At 38.4% G+C, this 17,023-nt stretch carries 18 protein-coding genes; 5 read left to right on the top strand and 13 right to left on the bottom strand.

The window, feature by feature from the left end; translation table 11 throughout:
- Positions 1-10 precede the first annotated feature (10 nt).
- The 13 genes from AAC084_RS14860 to AAC084_RS14800 all read right to left on the bottom strand — a co-directional run bounded on the left by AAC084_RS14860 (position 11) and on the right by AAC084_RS14800 (position 6,704).
- Positions 11-472, bottom strand: coding sequence for a universal stress protein (locus AAC084_RS14860; RefSeq protein ID WP_291790380.1), 462 nt, complete (start codon positions 470-472; stop codon positions 11-13).
- A 28-nt stretch (positions 473-500) separates the two neighbouring features.
- Positions 501-1,016: a hypothetical protein gene (locus AAC084_RS14855; RefSeq protein WP_339840982.1), complete on the bottom strand. Its 516-nt coding sequence runs from the start codon at positions 1,014-1,016 to the stop codon at positions 501-503.
- A 4-nt stretch (positions 1,017-1,020) separates the two neighbouring features.
- Positions 1,021-1,737, bottom strand: a complete 717-nt coding sequence (locus tag AAC084_RS14850; protein WP_339840981.1) for a lycopene cyclase domain-containing protein — start codon at positions 1,735-1,737, stop codon at positions 1,021-1,023.
- A 14-nt stretch (positions 1,738-1,751) separates the two neighbouring features.
- Positions 1,752-2,030: a DUF5676 family membrane protein gene (locus tag AAC084_RS14845; RefSeq protein ID WP_339840980.1), complete on the bottom strand. Its 279-nt coding sequence runs from the start codon at positions 2,028-2,030 to the stop codon at positions 1,752-1,754.
- A gap of 15 nt (positions 2,031-2,045) precedes the next feature.
- Positions 2,046-2,264 carry an SHOCT domain-containing protein gene (locus AAC084_RS14840; RefSeq protein WP_339840979.1) on the bottom strand — a complete coding sequence of 73 codons (219 nt, stop codon included), beginning with the start codon at positions 2,262-2,264 and terminating at the stop codon, positions 2,046-2,048.
- A gap of 23 nt (positions 2,265-2,287) precedes the next feature.
- Positions 2,288-2,503: a cation transporter gene (locus tag AAC084_RS14835; RefSeq protein ID WP_339840978.1), complete on the bottom strand. Its 216-nt coding sequence runs from the start codon at positions 2,501-2,503 to the stop codon at positions 2,288-2,290.
- Positions 2,504-2,515: 12 nt separating this feature from the next.
- The gene (locus AAC084_RS14830) at positions 2,516-2,782 is read right to left on the bottom strand and encodes a hypothetical protein (RefSeq protein WP_339724797.1); all 267 of its coding nucleotides are present in this window, start codon (positions 2,780-2,782) and stop codon (positions 2,516-2,518) included.
- A gap of 27 nt (positions 2,783-2,809) precedes the next feature.
- Positions 2,810-3,280 carry a hypothetical protein gene (locus tag AAC084_RS14825; protein ID WP_339840977.1) on the bottom strand — a complete coding sequence of 157 codons (471 nt, stop codon included), beginning with the start codon at positions 3,278-3,280 and terminating at the stop codon, positions 2,810-2,812.
- A 238-nt stretch (positions 3,281-3,518) separates the two neighbouring features.
- On the bottom strand, positions 3,519-3,833 hold the full coding sequence (locus tag AAC084_RS14820; RefSeq protein WP_339840976.1) for a hypothetical protein: 315 nt from the start codon (positions 3,831-3,833) through the stop codon (positions 3,519-3,521).
- Between the two features lie 22 nt (positions 3,834-3,855).
- Complete coding sequence (locus AAC084_RS14815) at positions 3,856-5,049, bottom strand: hypothetical protein (RefSeq protein ID WP_339840975.1); 1,194 nt, start codon at positions 5,047-5,049, stop codon at positions 3,856-3,858.
- Positions 5,049-5,453, bottom strand: coding sequence for a cytochrome c (locus AAC084_RS14810; protein WP_339840974.1), 405 nt, complete (start codon positions 5,451-5,453; stop codon positions 5,049-5,051). The genes AAC084_RS14815 and AAC084_RS14810 overlap by 1 nt, the downstream gene beginning before the upstream one ends.
- 72 nt (positions 5,454-5,525) lie before the next feature.
- Positions 5,526-6,107 (bottom strand): AraC family transcriptional regulator, encoded by a 582-nt coding sequence (locus AAC084_RS14805; RefSeq protein ID WP_339667288.1) that lies wholly within the window; start codon positions 6,105-6,107, stop codon positions 5,526-5,528.
- Between the two features lie 177 nt (positions 6,108-6,284).
- A complete protein-coding gene (locus AAC084_RS14800; protein ID WP_339840973.1) occupies positions 6,285-6,704 on the bottom strand; it encodes a hypothetical protein in 420 nt (139 codons plus the stop codon).
- Between the two features lie 275 nt (positions 6,705-6,979).
- Here AAC084_RS14800 and AAC084_RS14795 point away from each other — a divergent pair, with 275 nt between their 5' ends.
- The 5 genes from AAC084_RS14795 (at position 6,980) to AAC084_RS14775 (ending at position 17,006) form a co-directional block, all read left to right on the top strand.
- On the top strand, positions 6,980-7,396 hold the full coding sequence (locus tag AAC084_RS14795) for a hypothetical protein (RefSeq protein WP_339840972.1): 417 nt from the start codon (positions 6,980-6,982) through the stop codon (positions 7,394-7,396).
- Between the two features lie 101 nt (positions 7,397-7,497).
- Positions 7,498-11,331 carry an efflux RND transporter permease subunit gene (locus tag AAC084_RS14790; RefSeq protein ID WP_339840971.1) on the top strand — a complete coding sequence of 1,278 codons (3,834 nt, stop codon included), beginning with the start codon at positions 7,498-7,500 and terminating at the stop codon, positions 11,329-11,331.
- Entirely contained in the window at positions 11,328-12,551 is a 1,224-nt protein-coding gene (locus AAC084_RS14785) for a TolC family protein (protein WP_339840970.1), read from the top strand. Before AAC084_RS14790 ends, AAC084_RS14785 begins: the two co-directional genes overlap by 4 nt.
- A 4-nt stretch (positions 12,552-12,555) precedes the next feature.
- On the top strand, positions 12,556-14,343 hold the full coding sequence (locus AAC084_RS14780) for an efflux RND transporter periplasmic adaptor subunit (RefSeq protein ID WP_339840969.1): 1,788 nt from the start codon (positions 12,556-12,558) through the stop codon (positions 14,341-14,343).
- Between the two features lie 137 nt (positions 14,344-14,480).
- Complete coding sequence (locus tag AAC084_RS14775; protein ID WP_339840968.1) at positions 14,481-17,006, top strand: multicopper oxidase domain-containing protein; 2,526 nt, start codon at positions 14,481-14,483, stop codon at positions 17,004-17,006.
- Positions 17,007-17,023: the final 17 nt, after the last annotated feature.

Here is a 17,023-nt window from a genome sequence, read left to right as displayed (position 1 = left end):
TTGCGATAGGTTACTTTGCATCCTTGTCTTTTACAATCATTACTGAACATTTGGCGTGTGTTGCTAAATATTGCGATACTGAACCTAATAGAAAACGTGAAAATGCCCCTTGACCTTGTGAACCGACTACAATTAAATCAGCATTAAAGGATTCCGCTTTTTCTAAAATTTCTTTTTTAGGAAGACCATTAATAACACTTGTTGTTATAGTTAGGGAGCTATCTTTTTCTTTTAAAACCTGGATGGCTTCGGAAATGATTTTATCTCCTATTTTTTGTGCATTTTTTATAGCGTCATCAGGGTATTTATAAAGTGTTGCTTTTGTTGAATGTAACCCTGATGTTGGCAATGCACGATTTTCGTAAATATTTATAATATTAACTTCGCTATCATTAGGTAAAGGCATTTTTGAAAGTCCTTTAACAGCAGCTGTACTGCAATCTGAGCCGTCTATGGCTAACACTATTTTCATAACTTGAATTTTTATGAATAAAGATTTCCTATCCTTTATTCTTATTTATAAATGATTGAGCATCTTCTTGAGAGGCGAAGTAGAAAACACTTCCGCTGCTTTTATCCTGTACAATAATTGCTGAAGCTTTATCAACTTTTGAATCGTTAAGTGGATTACTTCCGAAGCGGACATCATCCAGATTTTTTTGTAACTTTTCAACACAATTTTCACAACAACCGTAATAAGTAGTTCCGTTGGCTTCAATAGGTATTTGTGGCACACCCATAAATCGATTATTTACCATACACACTTTTTCGCTGGGAACGATTTCATAGCTTTGGGCAGAAGACATCGCTTCATTTATCTTTATTGACGCTTCTACGTTTGCCTGCGATGCGCTTTCGGCAACTTCTTTTTTCTTGTTGGAACATGATAGAAGTAATAGTGAAAGCAGTAAAAGAATTAATACGCTAATGGACAATTGGTGTATTTTTCCAATTAGGTTGTTAATTGCTATAACTTGGATAGCATTGTTTTTTTGATTCGATTGTATTTGTTTCATAGTGTTAATCTTTAAGTGGAATAATTATTTCAGTTTGAATGAGTTTTCTCCAATAGACGTGTTCGTATAATCCAGACCAGTGCATCCCAAACGTGAAGGGGAATAATAATTCTTCAATAGGAATACCCAAGACAAGAATATGGGTCAGGTTGTCAAGATTCCAGTACAACTCCACAAATTGGGGATAGAACGGAAGGATGCTTCCGAAATAAATGAAGTAAAGTACTGTAAACAGGATTCCACCAACCCATATTTTTCCTTTCAAATCTGGGCGACAGTAAAGCGTGGCAATTCCGCCGATAAACAGGGCGATGATGCCGCAATAAATATGATTGAGCGACGTAAATTGCGCCAGAAGTATAAATATAATAACTGGTATAAAAAGAATATAAATATGCAGGCGATGCCTTATATGACTTCTTTCGCTTGGTGGTATTTCGGCAAGTCCTCTTTTAAAAATAAGGTTGTATAGAACAGTGCCAATTCCGCCTATTGCGAAAGAGAAAATCAAACTTTCTATATCGAAGCCTGTTTTTTCTGCCAAATCAAAAAGCGACGGTGGGAACCAATATTCTGGCACAAATAACGGTTCTGTTAAACCAAATGGCATAGTAATCAAGCTCATTTTGAGCATTTCTTTTCTAACCTCTTTTTTGGACAAATAGATAATTGCCCAAAGAGCTAAAATAATAAGCGACCATATAAACCAGACATATTGCATATTTAAAAAAGCTATTATTTTTTCACTTTAATTTGGGCATTATAAAATCCTCCAATACAAGCACCAATGAGCCACCATAGAATAAATGTTTGAATAATACCAAAGAGTGCTTCCAATAAGGATACGTCCATTCGTATAATATTAGTAGTGTCCAGACCGTGTAAGAGGCTGTTAAAAAAGGCGATACTGCCTTCTTTTCCGGTTGTTACCATGACTATCATGCAACCTAAATAAATGAGTGCTCCAGTAAGCCCAAAGGCAAAACCGAGTTTTTTTACGTTTAATCGATTCATAATTTTAGTTTTTAATTAGTTATCTGATTTCAAAATCTTTTTTGATTCTTCAAATTCTTCCTTAGATATTTCACCTTTTGCAAAGCGATTTTTCAAAATCTCCAGTGGGCTTTCTTTTTTTGTTTTTTGATATGGTATATCGGCTGGGATAAAGAAAATCCAAGTAATTAAAATGACCCATATAATCCACCATATTAGGTGCATGCCTCCAAAATGTCCGTCGTAAAAATGCATAATATTTGTTTTTTTAGTGGTTATTAATTTGTTTCTGTGATTATATAGCCATTGAGCTCATCGAGTTGCTTTTGTAGTTCGGCAACTGAAATAGCTTCTTTCATAGTGATAGTAGTAGCTCCTTTTGGTGCTAACAATATCTCGGCTTTTTCAATGCTGGGATGTGCCTCCAAGGTTTTTTTGACGTGTGCTACACATCCTCCACAACTGATTCCGTTAATTTGATATTTGTGTTTCATTTAGTTTAATTTTTAGTGATGTTGATGTCCTTCGTGTTTTGCTTTAGCTTTCTCCGTTTGTTCTTTTTGATTATAATCGTGACCCTTATTATTTCGGTCAGCGTGATTATGCCCACCGTTTCTGTGTGACCCGTGGGGCATAAAAAGGTGAATTCCAAACATAAAAAGGATGAAAATAAAGAGGGATGAACCACTTCCTATTCCAAATGAGGGTGCTAAAAAGATTAATAATAGTGGCAGTCCACAGCCTATAACCATCCATATCCAATGACCTTTCATGATTTCTTTTTTTAAATGTTATATACCTTAATGATGATCACCATGACTTTGGCTCTTGCTCAACTCCATTTCACCTTGTTCAATGATGTCCAATCCTTCCTCGGCCATCATATTCTTACAAGATTCCATACAATCTTCGCTCATCATTCCCTTTTCATGCATCATTTGCATCATATTACCCATCATCTTTCCGTCTTTCATCATGGATTGCATCATGTTTTTCTTCATCATGCTATCTTTCATCATCATCTGCATACCCTGGCCTTTCATCATAGTACCCATCATCATTTGGTTGTCTTGCATCATCTGCAAAGCATGGTCGTTGCCCTGCATGTTATCCATAAATTCAGTCATGTAGCTGTGATTACTGGTAATTGCATCAAAAAGTTCCGTTCTCGTTTGTGAATTTTCGAGCATTGCGTTAGGATCTGTTTTCTGGTTACAACTGGATAGACTTATCAAGCCAATTGTAAATAAAATAATAGTTGTTGTCCTCATAATTTTTGATTTTTAATTAATAATTATTTAATATAAGTGCTGTTTTTTTGTCTTATTTCGTTCCATTTTTTATTTAACATCTCACTAATGATAATTGCAATTAGCACATTATTTTATGGATATATAGAACTGGAAACGGCTACAACTTTCAACCATACCTTTTCATTGACCTTAAAGTGCATATCATCTCCCATATCGCTATGGTTAAAAAGCTTTATGGGAGATGTATACTGCCTATTTAATTTGCAGATTTCAAAAATTCCTCAATTTTCGTGACATCATTTTCTGTAAGATTGGCCCTTACGCGCATGTGCAAACTGATGGTTTCCCAATCCGTGTCGTTATAATCTGCAGGTGAAGGCGCTAAATGGCATCGATTACAGGCTTCTCCCCATAACTGGGCACCTGATTTTTCCATTCTGAATTCCTCGTCTACTACTGCCGTGGAAGTTTCATCAGTAACTGTTTTATTGGTGGAAGAACAAGCTACTACTGTTATTCCAGTGGTCAGGAAAACCATCGCTATTACTAAATATTTATATGTTGTCTTCATGTTTTCTATTTTTTATATTTTCTTAAAATCCAATTGCCCAATGGAGGAAAAACCCGTTTGTAGTTGTCGTGCCTTCTCCACCATGTCCCCCTTCGGTTTCAGTTGTCTGATAACTGATTTTTATTAGGGACCTCCAGGTTAGCCAGTAATTCAATCCAAAGGCATATTGTATAGATTTTTCTTCCCATTCTGCACCTTCCGGAGCATTGAAATTTGAATATCGTCCAACAAACTCCAGTTTTTTCATAAAGTCACTTTCCGCCATGGTAGGCCGATAGCTTAATTGACCATAAAATGAATTACTCTGATTGTCAAAACTGTATTCCTCCTCATCACCATCCTCATGCATCTCGATAAACGTTGCCGTATCAACATTGGAACTATTGTATTGGGCTTTTATATCCACGAACCCACTTATTGCGGGCACTTGTTTTACAAAAGCAAAATCGATGGCATATAAAAAAGCACCAATGTCCTCATATGCCGAATCTTTAGCCCCTGCACCGTTTGTTGAATAGGCCGAAATTCCTAATTCGGTGGAAGAATCTGAAAATGGCAATAACCCCAATCGGCCCCCAAAGGCTTTACTTGTATTATTATCTTCATAATTTTGAAACGAGAGCATTCCTGCTTCCTCTGGCTCGATACTTCCGTCCTTTAACCGAGGTCCATTGGTGGAATACGCCGAATAATTTAAGGTTGGCCCTCCAAGGTCGAATGCACCTCGTAATTCAACACCGATACCGGATGATGGAGCGATCCCGTCATGGCCAAAGCCTAAAGGTCTGGTCGGAAGCCTATTGATCCATGCGGGATGAAGTCTTTCCATAAACGTTCCGAAAGGCAGCAAAAACTTTCCTGCCCTAACGGTCATGTTCTTGTTGAGAACATACATAACGTCTGCATATTCCAATCCTACTTCGAGTTCGTTATTTTCTAGAACAAACTCTAATTCTGCTTCGAACATAAGTTTGTCCGAGTGCTTGAATAAGAATATGGGAGCGAAAGCAGAGCCTACAAAGGAGGACTCTTTTTCATCTCCGTTACTCATAAAGTTAAGCCCAGTATGCCCATATCCCCGAATCATAAACTGGGTTTTACTTGGTTTATAAGGTTGAGATGCCGCTATACTATCGGTCTCAAAGTTATTGTATGTTTGCCCATTTGTGACATGAACAAATCCAATGACTAGTAATAATACTATTAGCTTTTTCATTATTTAAGTGTTCTTATATAGTTAATAATTTCCCAGCGTTTCTTTTCCGGAATTGAGGTTTCATAGGAGGCCATAGGAGACCTGCCTGTTTGTATTTTCCAGAAAATGGCCCCATCAGTCTGGGCTTGGAATTCTGCACTGGTCAAATTGGTTGGTTTGGGTGTTAATCCTGCACCACCTACACCATCGCCTTTGCCCTTAGCTCCATGGCAGACGACACAAAGCATTTTATAGATTTTTTTTCCGTTTGCTGCTGCGTTTGCATCACTCTTTATAGGGTTGATAATCTTATCGGCACTAGCCGGTGCTACCCATTTTTCCTGGGCCTGGGTTTTGAACCCCATGAATAAAAAACCAATAGCCATTGCTATGGTCATACGTTGTAAAATTCCTTTGTTTTTCATTTTATTGATATTTAGGTGTTAACAAATTTATTTTTAATCGGAAGCCTATATCTGTATAATTTTCTTTCTTATTTATATAATTTCGTCATAGAAACTACGCTCCCAATCCTCTGCATTTTTATAATCCGTCATGCTTGTTCCAGTTATGTTTTTAAACTGTCTTGATAAGTGGTTTACACTACTATAGTCAAGCAAATAGGCTATATCCGAGAAGCTGTATTGTTGCAGTTGTATCAGCTCTTTTACCTTCTCTATTTTTAGTTTTATAAAGTACTTTTCGATGGTAGTATTTTCATTTTTAGAAAATAGTTTGCTCAAAATCTTATAATCGCGATGTAACATAGATGCCAAATATTCTGATGTCTTTTTCTTCATGTGGATGGGCAACTCCTTTATGATCTCTATGAGTATTATCTTGACTTCCTCAACCAACATTTCTTCTTCGTTTTTAGCGATTTCAAATCCATTTAAGTGGAGTACGCGTATAACCTTGTCATCGATTTCTTTGTCAATATTTTTAATCGAACGTACCGTCAACTTTCCCAATTCTAGGGAAATTACCTCGACGTCAATTTGTTCTAGCTCTTGCTTTATGACCTTCAGACATCGTCTGCAAACCATATTTTTGATCCAATATATTTTAATGGATTCCATGTCTAAAAATGTTGATATTCTTTATAGATAAAGCCAGTCAGAGGTTTAATTTCTCTGATAAATACTGATCGGAAATGGTTGTCGTTGAAAAGTGGGTACGACGTTAGGTAGCCAACAATGAGCTGTTAGCTAATAGGAAGTCCAGATTATAGTAATAATAACCTGTTTAATTAAAAATCAAATCAAGAAAGTTTCATTTAGTAGAAGTATGTCTTTCTTTATAAAAGGAGGGTCGTAATTTTCAAAAGGAATTTCCTTAAGCTCAAGTCCTTCAAAAAGATTTATATAGGTAAAGAAAAAAGTTTGTAAGAAAACAATCTGGTTCGCTTCCAAATCGAATTGGGACTTTTTAAGGTTGTCATTGGCCTTTTTTACAAATGAAGAATTGCTACAACAATCCATTTGCCCAACGGAACATTTTTTCGATGCTGTTTCAATATCCTGCTTTTTGTCCTTACAAGGTTTCGCTTTGCTAAATACCGCAGCATCTACCAACTTGTTGCAGCAAAAATGCATGTCCACCGTGAAAGACGAAGTTGCAAAAAGCACTGCGATGGCTAAAGTAATGGACAATATTTTGGTTAAAAAGCGTTTCATTATCTTATTAAAGTAGTCTATTTTGTTTAGACTTTAGATTATTCAGAAGCTAATTTTAAATGGCTAAATATTTTAAAAACAAATAGTTAGCTATTATTTGCTGGATAGACTAATACAAATTTAATTCAAAGACTTAAACAATAACATGATATTTATCATATCGCCTCCAAAAAATATTTTTTATGTTTGTTCAAATGAAAAAGAGCATTTTTTAAATCCAAATTTTTTGTTAAACAAAATTTTAGGGTTAAAATTTTTGTAACTTTGCATATCTAATGAAAAAACATTTTTTCAAAATAGCATCCTTTTTAATGGCACTTATTGTGCTGTTCTCGACCTTTACTTTTACGGTTGCGCAACACTATTGTGGTGGTGATCTTGTCGATTTTTCTTTCTTAGGTAAAGCGGAAACCTGTGGAATGGAAATTCAAAAAGTTTCTGATTCATTTGAATATAGTCTGGAAAAAAAAGGTTGTTGCGAGGATGAAATGCTTTCAAATACTGGTCAGCATGACCTGAAACTTACGATTGATAAATTAACTTTCGAACAACTACAGTACGTTTTTCCATTCGCTTATAGTTATCTTAACCTCTTTTTGGAACAGAATGGAAATACAGTTCCTTTTAACCATTACCCACCACCTTTCTTGGTCAAGGATATTAATATTCTGGACCAGACTTTCCTTATTTAGAGCATTCTTATGATGTATTTCCATACTATTAATTTAGTATGGCTATAGGCGTTTATTGCCTTTGGAACATATCTTTTAATTCCAATCTAACATATCATAATATGCTTAATAATATCATTAAATATTTTTTAGAGAACAAGTTAGTTACCGTTCTTATACTAATAACCATAGTAACTTGGGGTATTGCGACCTCACCTTTTAATTGGGATACCGGATTCTTGCCTAAAGACCCGGTTCCTGTAGATGCCATACCCGATATTGGAGAAAATCAGCAAATCGTATTTACCCAGTGGCCTGGACGTTCTCCACAGGATATAGAAGATCAAATATCCTACCCCATGACTACTTATTTATTAGGTATACCTGGAGTAAAGACAATCCGAAGTTCTTCGATATTCGGATTTTCCAGTATCTACATCATATTCAACGATGACGTGGAATTTTATTGGTCGCGTTCCCGTATTTTGGAAAAGCTAAATTCACTCCCAGCCGGACTCTTACCGGAGGCTGTGACACCAACCTTGGGACCCGATGCCACTGCATTAGGACAGGTCTATTGGTATACATTGGAAGGTAGGGACAAGGACGATAACCCTACGGGAGGTTGGGACTTACACGAAATACGTACTGTTCAGGACTTTTATGTAAAATATGGACTTAATGCCGTTGATGGAGTTTCCGAGGTAGCATCCATTGGAGGATTTGTTCAGGAATATCAAATAGATGTAAATCCTGATGCCTTAAAGGCTTACAATATCCCTTTACACAAAGTGATGCAGGCCGTACAGAAATCAAATAAAGATGTTGGTGCAAAGACCATAGAAATTAATCAGGCTGAATATTTGGTTAGGGGACTAGGCTACGTTAAAAAGACTGAGGATATCGAAAAGGCGGTTGTTGCTGTTCAGGACAATGTTCCGGTTCGCATCAAGGACATCGGAGTGGTAAGTTTAGGTCCCGCAACCCGAAGGGGAGTTCTCGATAAAGGAGGAGCGGAGGTAGTAGGTGGTGTTGTTGTGGCCCGTTACGGTTCCAACCCCTTGGCGGTCATCAACAATTTAAAAGAAAAAATAAAGGAAATTGCTCCTGGGCTCCCCAAAAAGACTTTGGCGAACGGGATAGAGAGCCAATTGACCATTGTTCCATTTTATGACCGGACCCAGTTGATCCATGAGACCATAGGTACCTTGGAAAATGCACTATCCCATGAAATCCTTATTAGTATTATTGTAGTATTGATTTTAGTACTGAATCTAAGGGCCTCCATCATCATTTCAGGGCTTTTGCCCGTTGGCGTTTTAATGACCTTCATTGTTATGCGGTATGCCGGCGTTGATGCCAATGTAGTGGCACTTTCTGGAATTGCTATTGCTATTGGGGTCATGGTCGATGTCGGGATCATCTTCATAGAAAATATTATTCGCCATCTAGAAATGCCCGAAAACCATGGCGTAAAGGGCAAGGAACTCATGCACGTAATCTATGTGGCGACCGTCGAAGTTGCATCTGCGATCACTACGGCATTGGCAACCACTGTGGTCAGTTTTGTGCCTGTTTTTGCAATGGAATCTGCCGAAGGAAAGCTTTTTAGGCCATTGGCATTTACCAAAACTTTTGCATTGTTAAGTGCCTTTGTACTGGGTCTTGTTGTACTACCCGCTCTTGCACATTTCATCTTTGGCATCGACTACAACAAAAAACGGGTCCGCAGATTTTGGGGTATCCTTTTGATTGTGGCTGGAATTCTATTCGCTGTCTATGCCTGGATGATATTACCACTGGCCCTCACTTTAATTGGAATAAACAATCTTTTGGAGCCCAGGTGGCCCGAAAAATATAAAGCATATCCCAATTACATAAATTTAGGGCTTACCATTTTTATAGCGTCCTTTTTCCTTACGGAGGAATGGATGCCATTGGGTCCTCAAAATGGCATTATTATCAACTACTTCTTCGTGTTATTTTTGATAGGAATCATTTTGGCAGCCTTAATGGCGATAGTGCATTTTTATGAACCTGTGCTCAAATGGTGCTTAGTGAACAAAGGGAAGTTTATGTTGATTCCCTTCGTAACCTTATTTTTTGGAGTATTGATATGGCTAGGGTTCGACAGTACTTTTGGAATTGTAGCTAAAGGCTTTGAATCCGTAGGATGGAAAAACGTCAGGCAAACTTCAGGTTGGCAGGCTTCCTCCAATAGATTTCCTGGAATAGGCTCTGAATTCATGCCTTCTTTGAATGAAGGCAGCTATTTATTAATGCCAACCTCAATGCCACATTCAGGGGTTGAATACAACCGAAATGTGATAGGTCAATTGGATATGCTTCTTGATGGAATACCAGAAGTGGATATGGCTGTCGGAAAATTGGGACGTGTGGAATCGGCACTCGATCCTGCACCTATTTCCATGTTCGAGACCATTATCAACTACAAACCCGAATTTATCCTAAACGAAGCAGGTCATAGGGTCCATTTTAAAGTGGACCGTAAAGATCGGTTTATTACCGTTCAAAAGGATACCCTTACCAATGAAGAGGCATTGGAAAGGGGTATTACCGAAGAAGACTTGATTGCGGACGAAAATGGAGAATTTTATCGAAATTGGAGGCCCCACATCAAATCGGCGGATGATATTTGGGAAGAAATCGTCAGTGTGACCAAAATACCTGGGGTCACTTCAGCACCAAAATTGCAGCCTATAGAAACACGTTTGGTAATGCTCCAGACAGGAATGCGTGCCCCAATGGGAATCAAAGTATACGGCCCAGATTTGAAAACCATAGAAGATTTTGGTATGCAGTTGGAAGTTATATTAAAAGAAGTCGCCTCCGTAAAGGCCGAAGCGGTATTTGCCGATCGGATTGTCGGGAAACCGTATCTGCACCTCAATATCAATAGGGATGAAATATCACGTTATGGTCTTAATGTTGAGGATGTACAACAGAGCATTGAGACCGCCATTGGAGGAATGAAAATATCATCAACGGTCGAAGGGAGGGAGCGGTTCCCAATTAGAGTGCGCTATCCTAGGGAACTAAGGGATGATCCCGAATCTTTAAGCAAGATATTGATTCCTACACCCGTTGGGGCCCAAATTCCCCTTTCACAAGTAGTCGATTTTGAATATGTAAGAGGGCCACAGGCCATCAAGAGCGAAAACACATTTTTGGTTGGCTATGTTCTTTTTGATAAAAGGGATGGTTTTGCGGAGGTCGATGTGGTAAACGATGCGCAAGAGGCCATTCAACAAAAAATCGATGCAGGGGAATTAATTGTCCCTGCGGGAATTAGCTATAAATTTTCTGGTAGCTATGAAAACCAGATAAGGGCGGTCAAAAGATTGTCTATAGTAATACCGATTAGTTTGGTGGTCATATTCTTGCTGTTGTTCTTCCAATTCAAGACCGTTATTGCCTCGTCAATCCACTTCTCGGGGGTATTCGTCGCTTTTGCGGGCGGATTTATTATGCTGTGGCTCTATGGGCAGGACTGGTTCCTGAATTTTGCAATATCGGGTGTGAATATGCGAGATCTTTTTCAAATGCACACCATCAATTTGAGTGTTGCCGTTTGGGTAGGATTTATAGCCCTCTTCGGTATTGCGACAGATGACGGGGTCATTATGGGGACTTATATACATCAAGTTTTCGAGGAAAAAAAGCCAGATACTATAGAAGGAGTAAGGGCAGCTGTTTTGGAGGCCGGTAAAAAAAGGGTCCGTCCGGCAATGATGACCGCAGCGGTGGCCATTATAGCCCTGCTCCCGGTATTGACATCGACCGGTAAAGGCGCTGATGTAATGATTCCCATGGCAATCCCCACCTTTGGAGGAATGACGATACAGATCATGACCATGTTCGTGGTGCCAGTTCTTCAGTCGTTTTGGAGGGAAACCGTCATCAATAATAAAAACAAAAAAATTAGAATAAAATGAAGAACATAATCGCACTGTTACTATTATTTTCCTGTTTAGGATTGCAGGCACAGACATTGGAAGATTATTTCAAAATCGCTTCGGACAACAATCCGGGCCTACTTTCCCAATATAAGGAGTTTGAAGCGGCATTGGAAAAGGTGCCACAGGTCAGCACCTTGCCAGATCCATCCATTTCTTTCGGGTATTTTATTTCTCCGGTAGAAACAAGGGTCGGGCCACAAAATGCACGGTTTTCATTGACCCAAATGTTCCCATGGTTTGGTACGCTGAAAGCCCAAGGTAATGCGGCCACACTTATGGCAGAGGCAAGATACCAATCTTTTTTAGATGCTAAGAACAAACTGTATTTCGAAATATCGACAGCTTATTTTCCTTTGTATGAATTGAGGGAGTGGATGAAGATCGAGGAAGGTAACATTGCCATACTTGAATCCTATAAGGCCATTTCCAACTCAAAGTTCAAAAATGGTAATGGTACGCTAGTAGATGTTTTACGGGTAGATATCATGCTAAAGGAGGCCGTTACAAATTTGGGAATTCTGAACAAAAAAGAGATGCCCCTGTTGGCATCGTTCAACAAACTATTGAACCGTGACGAGATAGAACCAGTTATTATAGCCGATAACATTGAAATAGATCCTTTATCCTTGGATAATGCGAAGGATTCCCTAGTTGTGGACCATCCACTTTTGAATTCACTTGAATTAAAAATAAAGGCAAGCGAGGCATCTGAATATGCTGCAATAAAACAAGGTCTTCCAAGGTTCGGGCTCGGGTTGGATTATGTAATGGTGGGTGAGCGTACCGATATGGCTTTGCCCGACAACGGCAAGGATGTACTAATGCCCATGGTCACCGTAAGCCTTCCCATCTTTAGGGGAAAGTACAAAGCAGCAGTCAAAGAGGCTCAGTTGATGCAAGAAAGTTATTCGCTTCAAAAAACGGAAACCACAAATTCTCTGAATTCGAATTACGAAATGGCACTGTTCGATATTCGACAACAGACCGATTTAATTTCACTTTTTGACCAGCAGATATCGGAATCTGAACAAGTTCTCAATCTCTTGTTCACATCTTATGGAAACTCGGGAAAGGATTTCGAGGAGGTACTTCGGATGCAGCAGCAACTGCTTAAATACGATAGACTTAAAATAACCGCTCTTTCGCAATATCGTATTGCGCAAGCAAAAATGAATTACATCACAGCAAAAAAATAGTACTATGAAAACAGAAACTAAAAAAATAATAGGTATAGCCGCAATTACCTTGATCATAGGGTTATTGCTTGGATGGCTGTTTTTCGGAGGTTCGGAAAATAGGACAGTGGACCAACACCAACACGACGGTGAAATCGTCAATGAGACCATTTGGACCTGTTCCATGCACCCACAGATCAGACAGAACGAACCAGGTGACTGCCCTATCTGCGGCATGGAATTGATTCCTTTGGAAAACAATAACAACGCTGAATTGGATCCCATGGCAATCAGCATGTCTAGGACAGCAATGCAGATTGCGAATGTAGGAACCGAATTAGTGGGCAAGACAAAAGCGGTAAAGTCGTTGCGGTTGAACGGCAAAGTTCAGGCAGATGAACGATTAATCTATTCACAATCTTCCCATATTCCTGGGCGCATCGAAAAATTGATGGTTAATTTTACCGGCGAATACGTCAATAAGGGGCAAGTAATCGCTTCTATTTATTCTCCAGATCTGGTCAATGCCCAGGAAGAACTTTTCGAGGCTCGAAAAATAATCGATACTCAACCAATGCTTTTTAATTCAGCAAAGGAAAAACTTAAAAACTGGAAGCTTTCAGATAACCAGATAGCACAAATTCTAAAATCGGGTACAGTTCAAGATGAACTTCACATACTGGCCGATATATCTGGCTATGTGACAGAAAAGATGGTCAATCTTGGGGACTATGTCAATAAAGGCATGCCAATTTACAAGATTGCCAACCTAAGTACTGTTTGGATATTGTTTGATGTTTATGAATCTGACATGGCCTGGATAAAAAAAGGCGATGAGGTAAATTTTACAGTACAATCTGTACCAGGAGAAACCTTTAAGGGAAAGATTTCGTATTTGGACCCGGTGATCGATCCTATGACCAGGGTTGCAAAAGCAAGAGTCGAAGTGAATAATCGGGATTTACAACTGAAGCCCGAAATGTTCGTTTCGGGTACAGCGGAAGCAAAATTACCCATAAAAGCAGATGCTATCGTAGTGCCTAAAACTGCGGTCATGTGGACGGGGAAACGCTCTGTGGTCTATATAAAGAATATTTCGGAGAAAGGTGTGAATTTTATGATGCGCGATGTTACGTTAGGTCCGGCTTTGGGCGAAAGTTTCGTAGTGAACGGAGGACTGGAAGAAGGGGAGGAAATAGCGACTAACGGAACCTTCAGCATCGATGCCGCCGCACAATTGGCAGGAAAGCCCAGCATGATGAATCCTGAAGGTGGCCCGGCAATGACCGGTCATAACCATGGAGGTGGAGCAATGCCTACCTCAAATGAAGCCTCCAAAAAAACGGTTACCAAAGAGGTATCCGTTAGCCAAAAGACAAAAGATGCCCTGAAACCTCTTTTTACCGAATATTTAAAGATGAAAGATGCTTTGACCAAGGATAATATGGAAGGGGCACAAAAAGCGGGGGCAACTATTTTAAAAACTGTAGATGCCATAAACATGTCCCTGTTCACGGGGGAATCGCACAGCGTATGGATGGGCTTTGTCACCGATTTAAAGAGTACTCTTCAACATGTACAACACTTTAAAACATTGGAAGAAATCAGGAAAGCCTTTATTCCATTATCCAATACCATGATCGGAATATCAAATGCTTTCAAACCGAATAACGGAGTGCTCTACGTGCTTCATTGTCCAATGGCTGACAACAATAATGGGGCTGATTGGTTAAGCAATTCAAAAGAAGTAAAGAACCCATACTATGGACAAGCAATGTTGACTTGTGGCGAGGTTACTAAAGAAATAAAATAGTTAACAATAATTTTAGTGGATATGAATTTCATCGAGCTTGCTTTTATCGGTTAAAAGAATAATGAAACAAGATAATAAAATACGATAAACACTAGTATTTTAATAGAAAATACAGTTTCAGATAAACAAAAAGAACAATGAAAAATTTGAATTATTTAATTATGATCCTTCTGGCTATACCAATGACTTATGGTCAGTCAGAAGAAGGAAATATAAACAACCTTGCAGTACGAGAACATACTATAACCTTACGTGAAGCTACTGTAAAAAAAGCGGGTAAAGACGTTATGGGTATGACTGTTAACGGAACTATTCCAGGTCCTACCTTAGAGTTTACCGAAGGTGAATATGCCGTTATTTATGTAAAAAATGAAATGAGTGTAGAAACCTCTGTGCATTGGCACGGACTTTTACTGCCAAATTTTTACGATGGTGTTCCTTATTTAAATACACCACCCATAGAACCAGGGCATACCCAGAAATACGAATTCCCTATCAAACAATCTGGAACGTATTGGTACCATTCGCACACAATGTTACAAGAGCAAAGTGGTGTTTATGGTTCCATTGTTATTCAGCCTAAAGAAAAGGTGTTGGATTATGACAAAGAATTGGTGTTGGTGTTATCAGACTGGACGAATGAAAAGCCAATGAATGTACTGCGTAATTTAAAACGGGGCAACGAATGGTATGGTATTAAAAAAGGTACGGCTACACCTTTAAATCAAGTAATTGCACGTGGAGCTTTTGGAGCACAATTAGATTTTTGGAGGCAGCGTATGGAAGGTGCAGATATAGCAGATGTGTATTATCCTGCCTTCTTGATTAATGGAGAAGAAACCATTGAGTACCCAGAATTTAAAGCAGGTGAGAAAATAAGATTGCGAATCATCGATGGTGCAGCCTCAACATCATTTTGGATGACGTTTGGTGGTGAAACACCTGTATTGGTTTCTTCAGATGGATTAGACGTTGTTCCAGTAGAAAGGAATAAAACATTTATTGGAGTAGCTGAAACGTATGACTTTATTGTCACGGTACCACGGGAGGGTAAAATGGAATTTAAAATTACTGCACAAGATGGTTCTGGTACAGCATCTGTTTTTATAGGTAATGGTACAATTTTACCTGCAATGGATATTACTCGACCAGATAAAATAGCGATGATGCAAAAAATGGCTAAAATGGATATGAAAATGGGTGCACACGCCTTAAAATTTCAGCCAGGTAAGGATGAGCGTTTTGAGATGAAAGAGGAATACGGGATGCAGATGGGTAAAATGGAAGGAATGCAAATGGATGGAGAGATGAAAATGGATCATTCCAAAATGTATGGAATGGATATGAATAAGTTAAAAGATACTACAGCAATGGGTAAGATGGACCATTCTAATATGGCAGGAATGGATATGAAGAAAGACAAAACAATGTCTGGAATGAATATGCAGATGTCTAAAGACTCTATGTCAATGGATCATTCTAATATGGCAGGTATGAAGATGAATCATTCAAAAATGTCTGGAATGGATATGAAGAAACCAAAAGATAGTATGGCAATGGGCAAGGTGGATTATTCTAATATGGTAGGTATGAATATGAAAAAAGAGAATACTATGCCAGGAATGAAGATGGAAGGAATGGATATGTTTTCCGAGTATAATTATGATTATTTGAAGTCGCCTGAAAAAACAAACTATAATAAAAATGTTCCTGTAAAAGAAATATTATTAAATCTTACAGGAAATATGAATCGTTATATCTGGAGTATGAATGGTGTACCATTGTCAGAGGCGGATAATATCAAAATAAATAATAAGGAAGTAACGCGCATTACATTCAATAACCTGACGATGATGCACCACCCAATGCACTTGCACGGTCACTTCTTTAGAGTACTTAATGAAAATGGTGAATACTCGCCATTAAAGCACACGGTAAATGTACCACCAATGCAAAAAATGACCATAGAATTTTATGGGAATAATGGTGATGAGGCTGGAGACTGGTTTTTCCATTGCCATATTTTATATCATATGATGGGTGGTATGGCAAGAGTAGTGTCTTATGATACACCAAGAGATCCAAGAATGGATGAATTTCCAGCTTCTAAAATTATTGAAGAAACTAACAAATGGTACTCTTGGGGATTGGTAGATGCTGCGTCGCACACTACTGGTTTTAATTTAATGACCTCTAATATTAGAAATCAATTTAACGCATCTTTTGAATATGGGTGGAACCAGAATCTGGAAGGTGAAATAACTTATGAACGCTATTTGCACGATTATCTAAGGGTTTTCGGTGGTGTTAATATTGAGAATGAAATACGTGATAGCTTAGAGAAATTTAGTACAACAGCAGTTGTCGGTGTTCGTTATTTAACACCTTACTTATTCAATTTAGATGTACGCGTTGATAATAAATTAAGACCAAGAATTGGTGTAGGACGAAGTATAATGATATTCCCTAAACTGTCTGTATTCGGTTATTATGAATATCAAATAGATTTAGGTTTTGTAGATGACCTACCAATGAATAAAGACTTCACCTCAGAAACAGTTTGGAGTACAGGTGCCGAATATATGCTGTCAAGAAACTTTTCACTTATGACGAGTTACGACAATCGCTTTGGAGCTGGTGGTGGACTTTCAGTAAGATTTTAATAAAATAGAAATATAGA

Origin of the sequence: uncultured Maribacter sp., from assembly GCF_963977385.1 — a bacterium.
Classification (GTDB): Bacteria; Bacteroidota; Bacteroidia; order Flavobacteriales; family Flavobacteriaceae; genus Maribacter.
Note: the sequence above shows the minus strand (reverse complement) of the source record. Positions and strands in the feature narration are given on the sequence as shown.

Coding starts and splice junctions, on each gene's coding strand:
- AAC084_RS14805 (WP_339667288.1), bottom strand. CDS start 6,107: ATGGAATCCATTAAAATATATTGGATCAAAAATATGGTTTGCAGACGA.
- AAC084_RS14790 (WP_339840971.1), top strand. CDS start 7,498: ATGCTTAATAATATCATTAAATATTTTTTAGAGAACAAGTTAGTTACC.
- AAC084_RS14795 (WP_339840972.1), top strand. CDS start 6,980: ATGAAAAAACATTTTTTCAAAATAGCATCCTTTTTAATGGCACTTATT.
- AAC084_RS14860 (WP_291790380.1), bottom strand. CDS start 472: ATGAAAATAGTGTTAGCCATAGACGGCTCAGATTGCAGTACAGCTGCT.
- AAC084_RS14780 (WP_339840969.1), top strand. CDS start 12,556: ATGAAAACAGAAACTAAAAAAATAATAGGTATAGCCGCAATTACCTTG.
- AAC084_RS14850 (WP_339840981.1), bottom strand. CDS start 1,737: ATGCAATATGTCTGGTTTATATGGTCGCTTATTATTTTAGCTCTTTGG.
- AAC084_RS14835 (WP_339840978.1), bottom strand. CDS start 2,503: ATGAAACACAAATATCAAATTAACGGAATCAGTTGTGGAGGATGTGTA.
- AAC084_RS14820 (WP_339840976.1), bottom strand. CDS start 3,833: ATGAAGACAACATATAAATATTTAGTAATAGCGATGGTTTTCCTGACC.
- AAC084_RS14775 (WP_339840968.1), top strand. CDS start 14,481: ATGAAAAATTTGAATTATTTAATTATGATCCTTCTGGCTATACCAATG.
- AAC084_RS14785 (WP_339840970.1), top strand. CDS start 11,328: ATGAAGAACATAATCGCACTGTTACTATTATTTTCCTGTTTAGGATTG.
- AAC084_RS14840 (WP_339840979.1), bottom strand. CDS start 2,264: ATGCATTTTTACGACGGACATTTTGGAGGCATGCACCTAATATGGTGG.
- AAC084_RS14800 (WP_339840973.1), bottom strand. CDS start 6,704: ATGAAACGCTTTTTAACCAAAATATTGTCCATTACTTTAGCCATCGCA.
- AAC084_RS14855 (WP_339840982.1), bottom strand. CDS start 1,016: ATGAAACAAATACAATCGAATCAAAAAAACAATGCTATCCAAGTTATA.
- AAC084_RS14810 (WP_339840974.1), bottom strand. CDS start 5,453: ATGAAAAACAAAGGAATTTTACAACGTATGACCATAGCAATGGCTATT.
- AAC084_RS14830 (WP_339724797.1), bottom strand. CDS start 2,782: ATGAAAGGTCATTGGATATGGATGGTTATAGGCTGTGGACTGCCACTA.
- AAC084_RS14815 (WP_339840975.1), bottom strand. CDS start 5,049: ATGAAAAAGCTAATAGTATTATTACTAGTCATTGGATTTGTTCATGTC.
- AAC084_RS14825 (WP_339840977.1), bottom strand. CDS start 3,280: ATGAGGACAACAACTATTATTTTATTTACAATTGGCTTGATAAGTCTA.
- AAC084_RS14845 (WP_339840980.1), bottom strand. CDS start 2,030: ATGAATCGATTAAACGTAAAAAAACTCGGTTTTGCCTTTGGGCTTACT.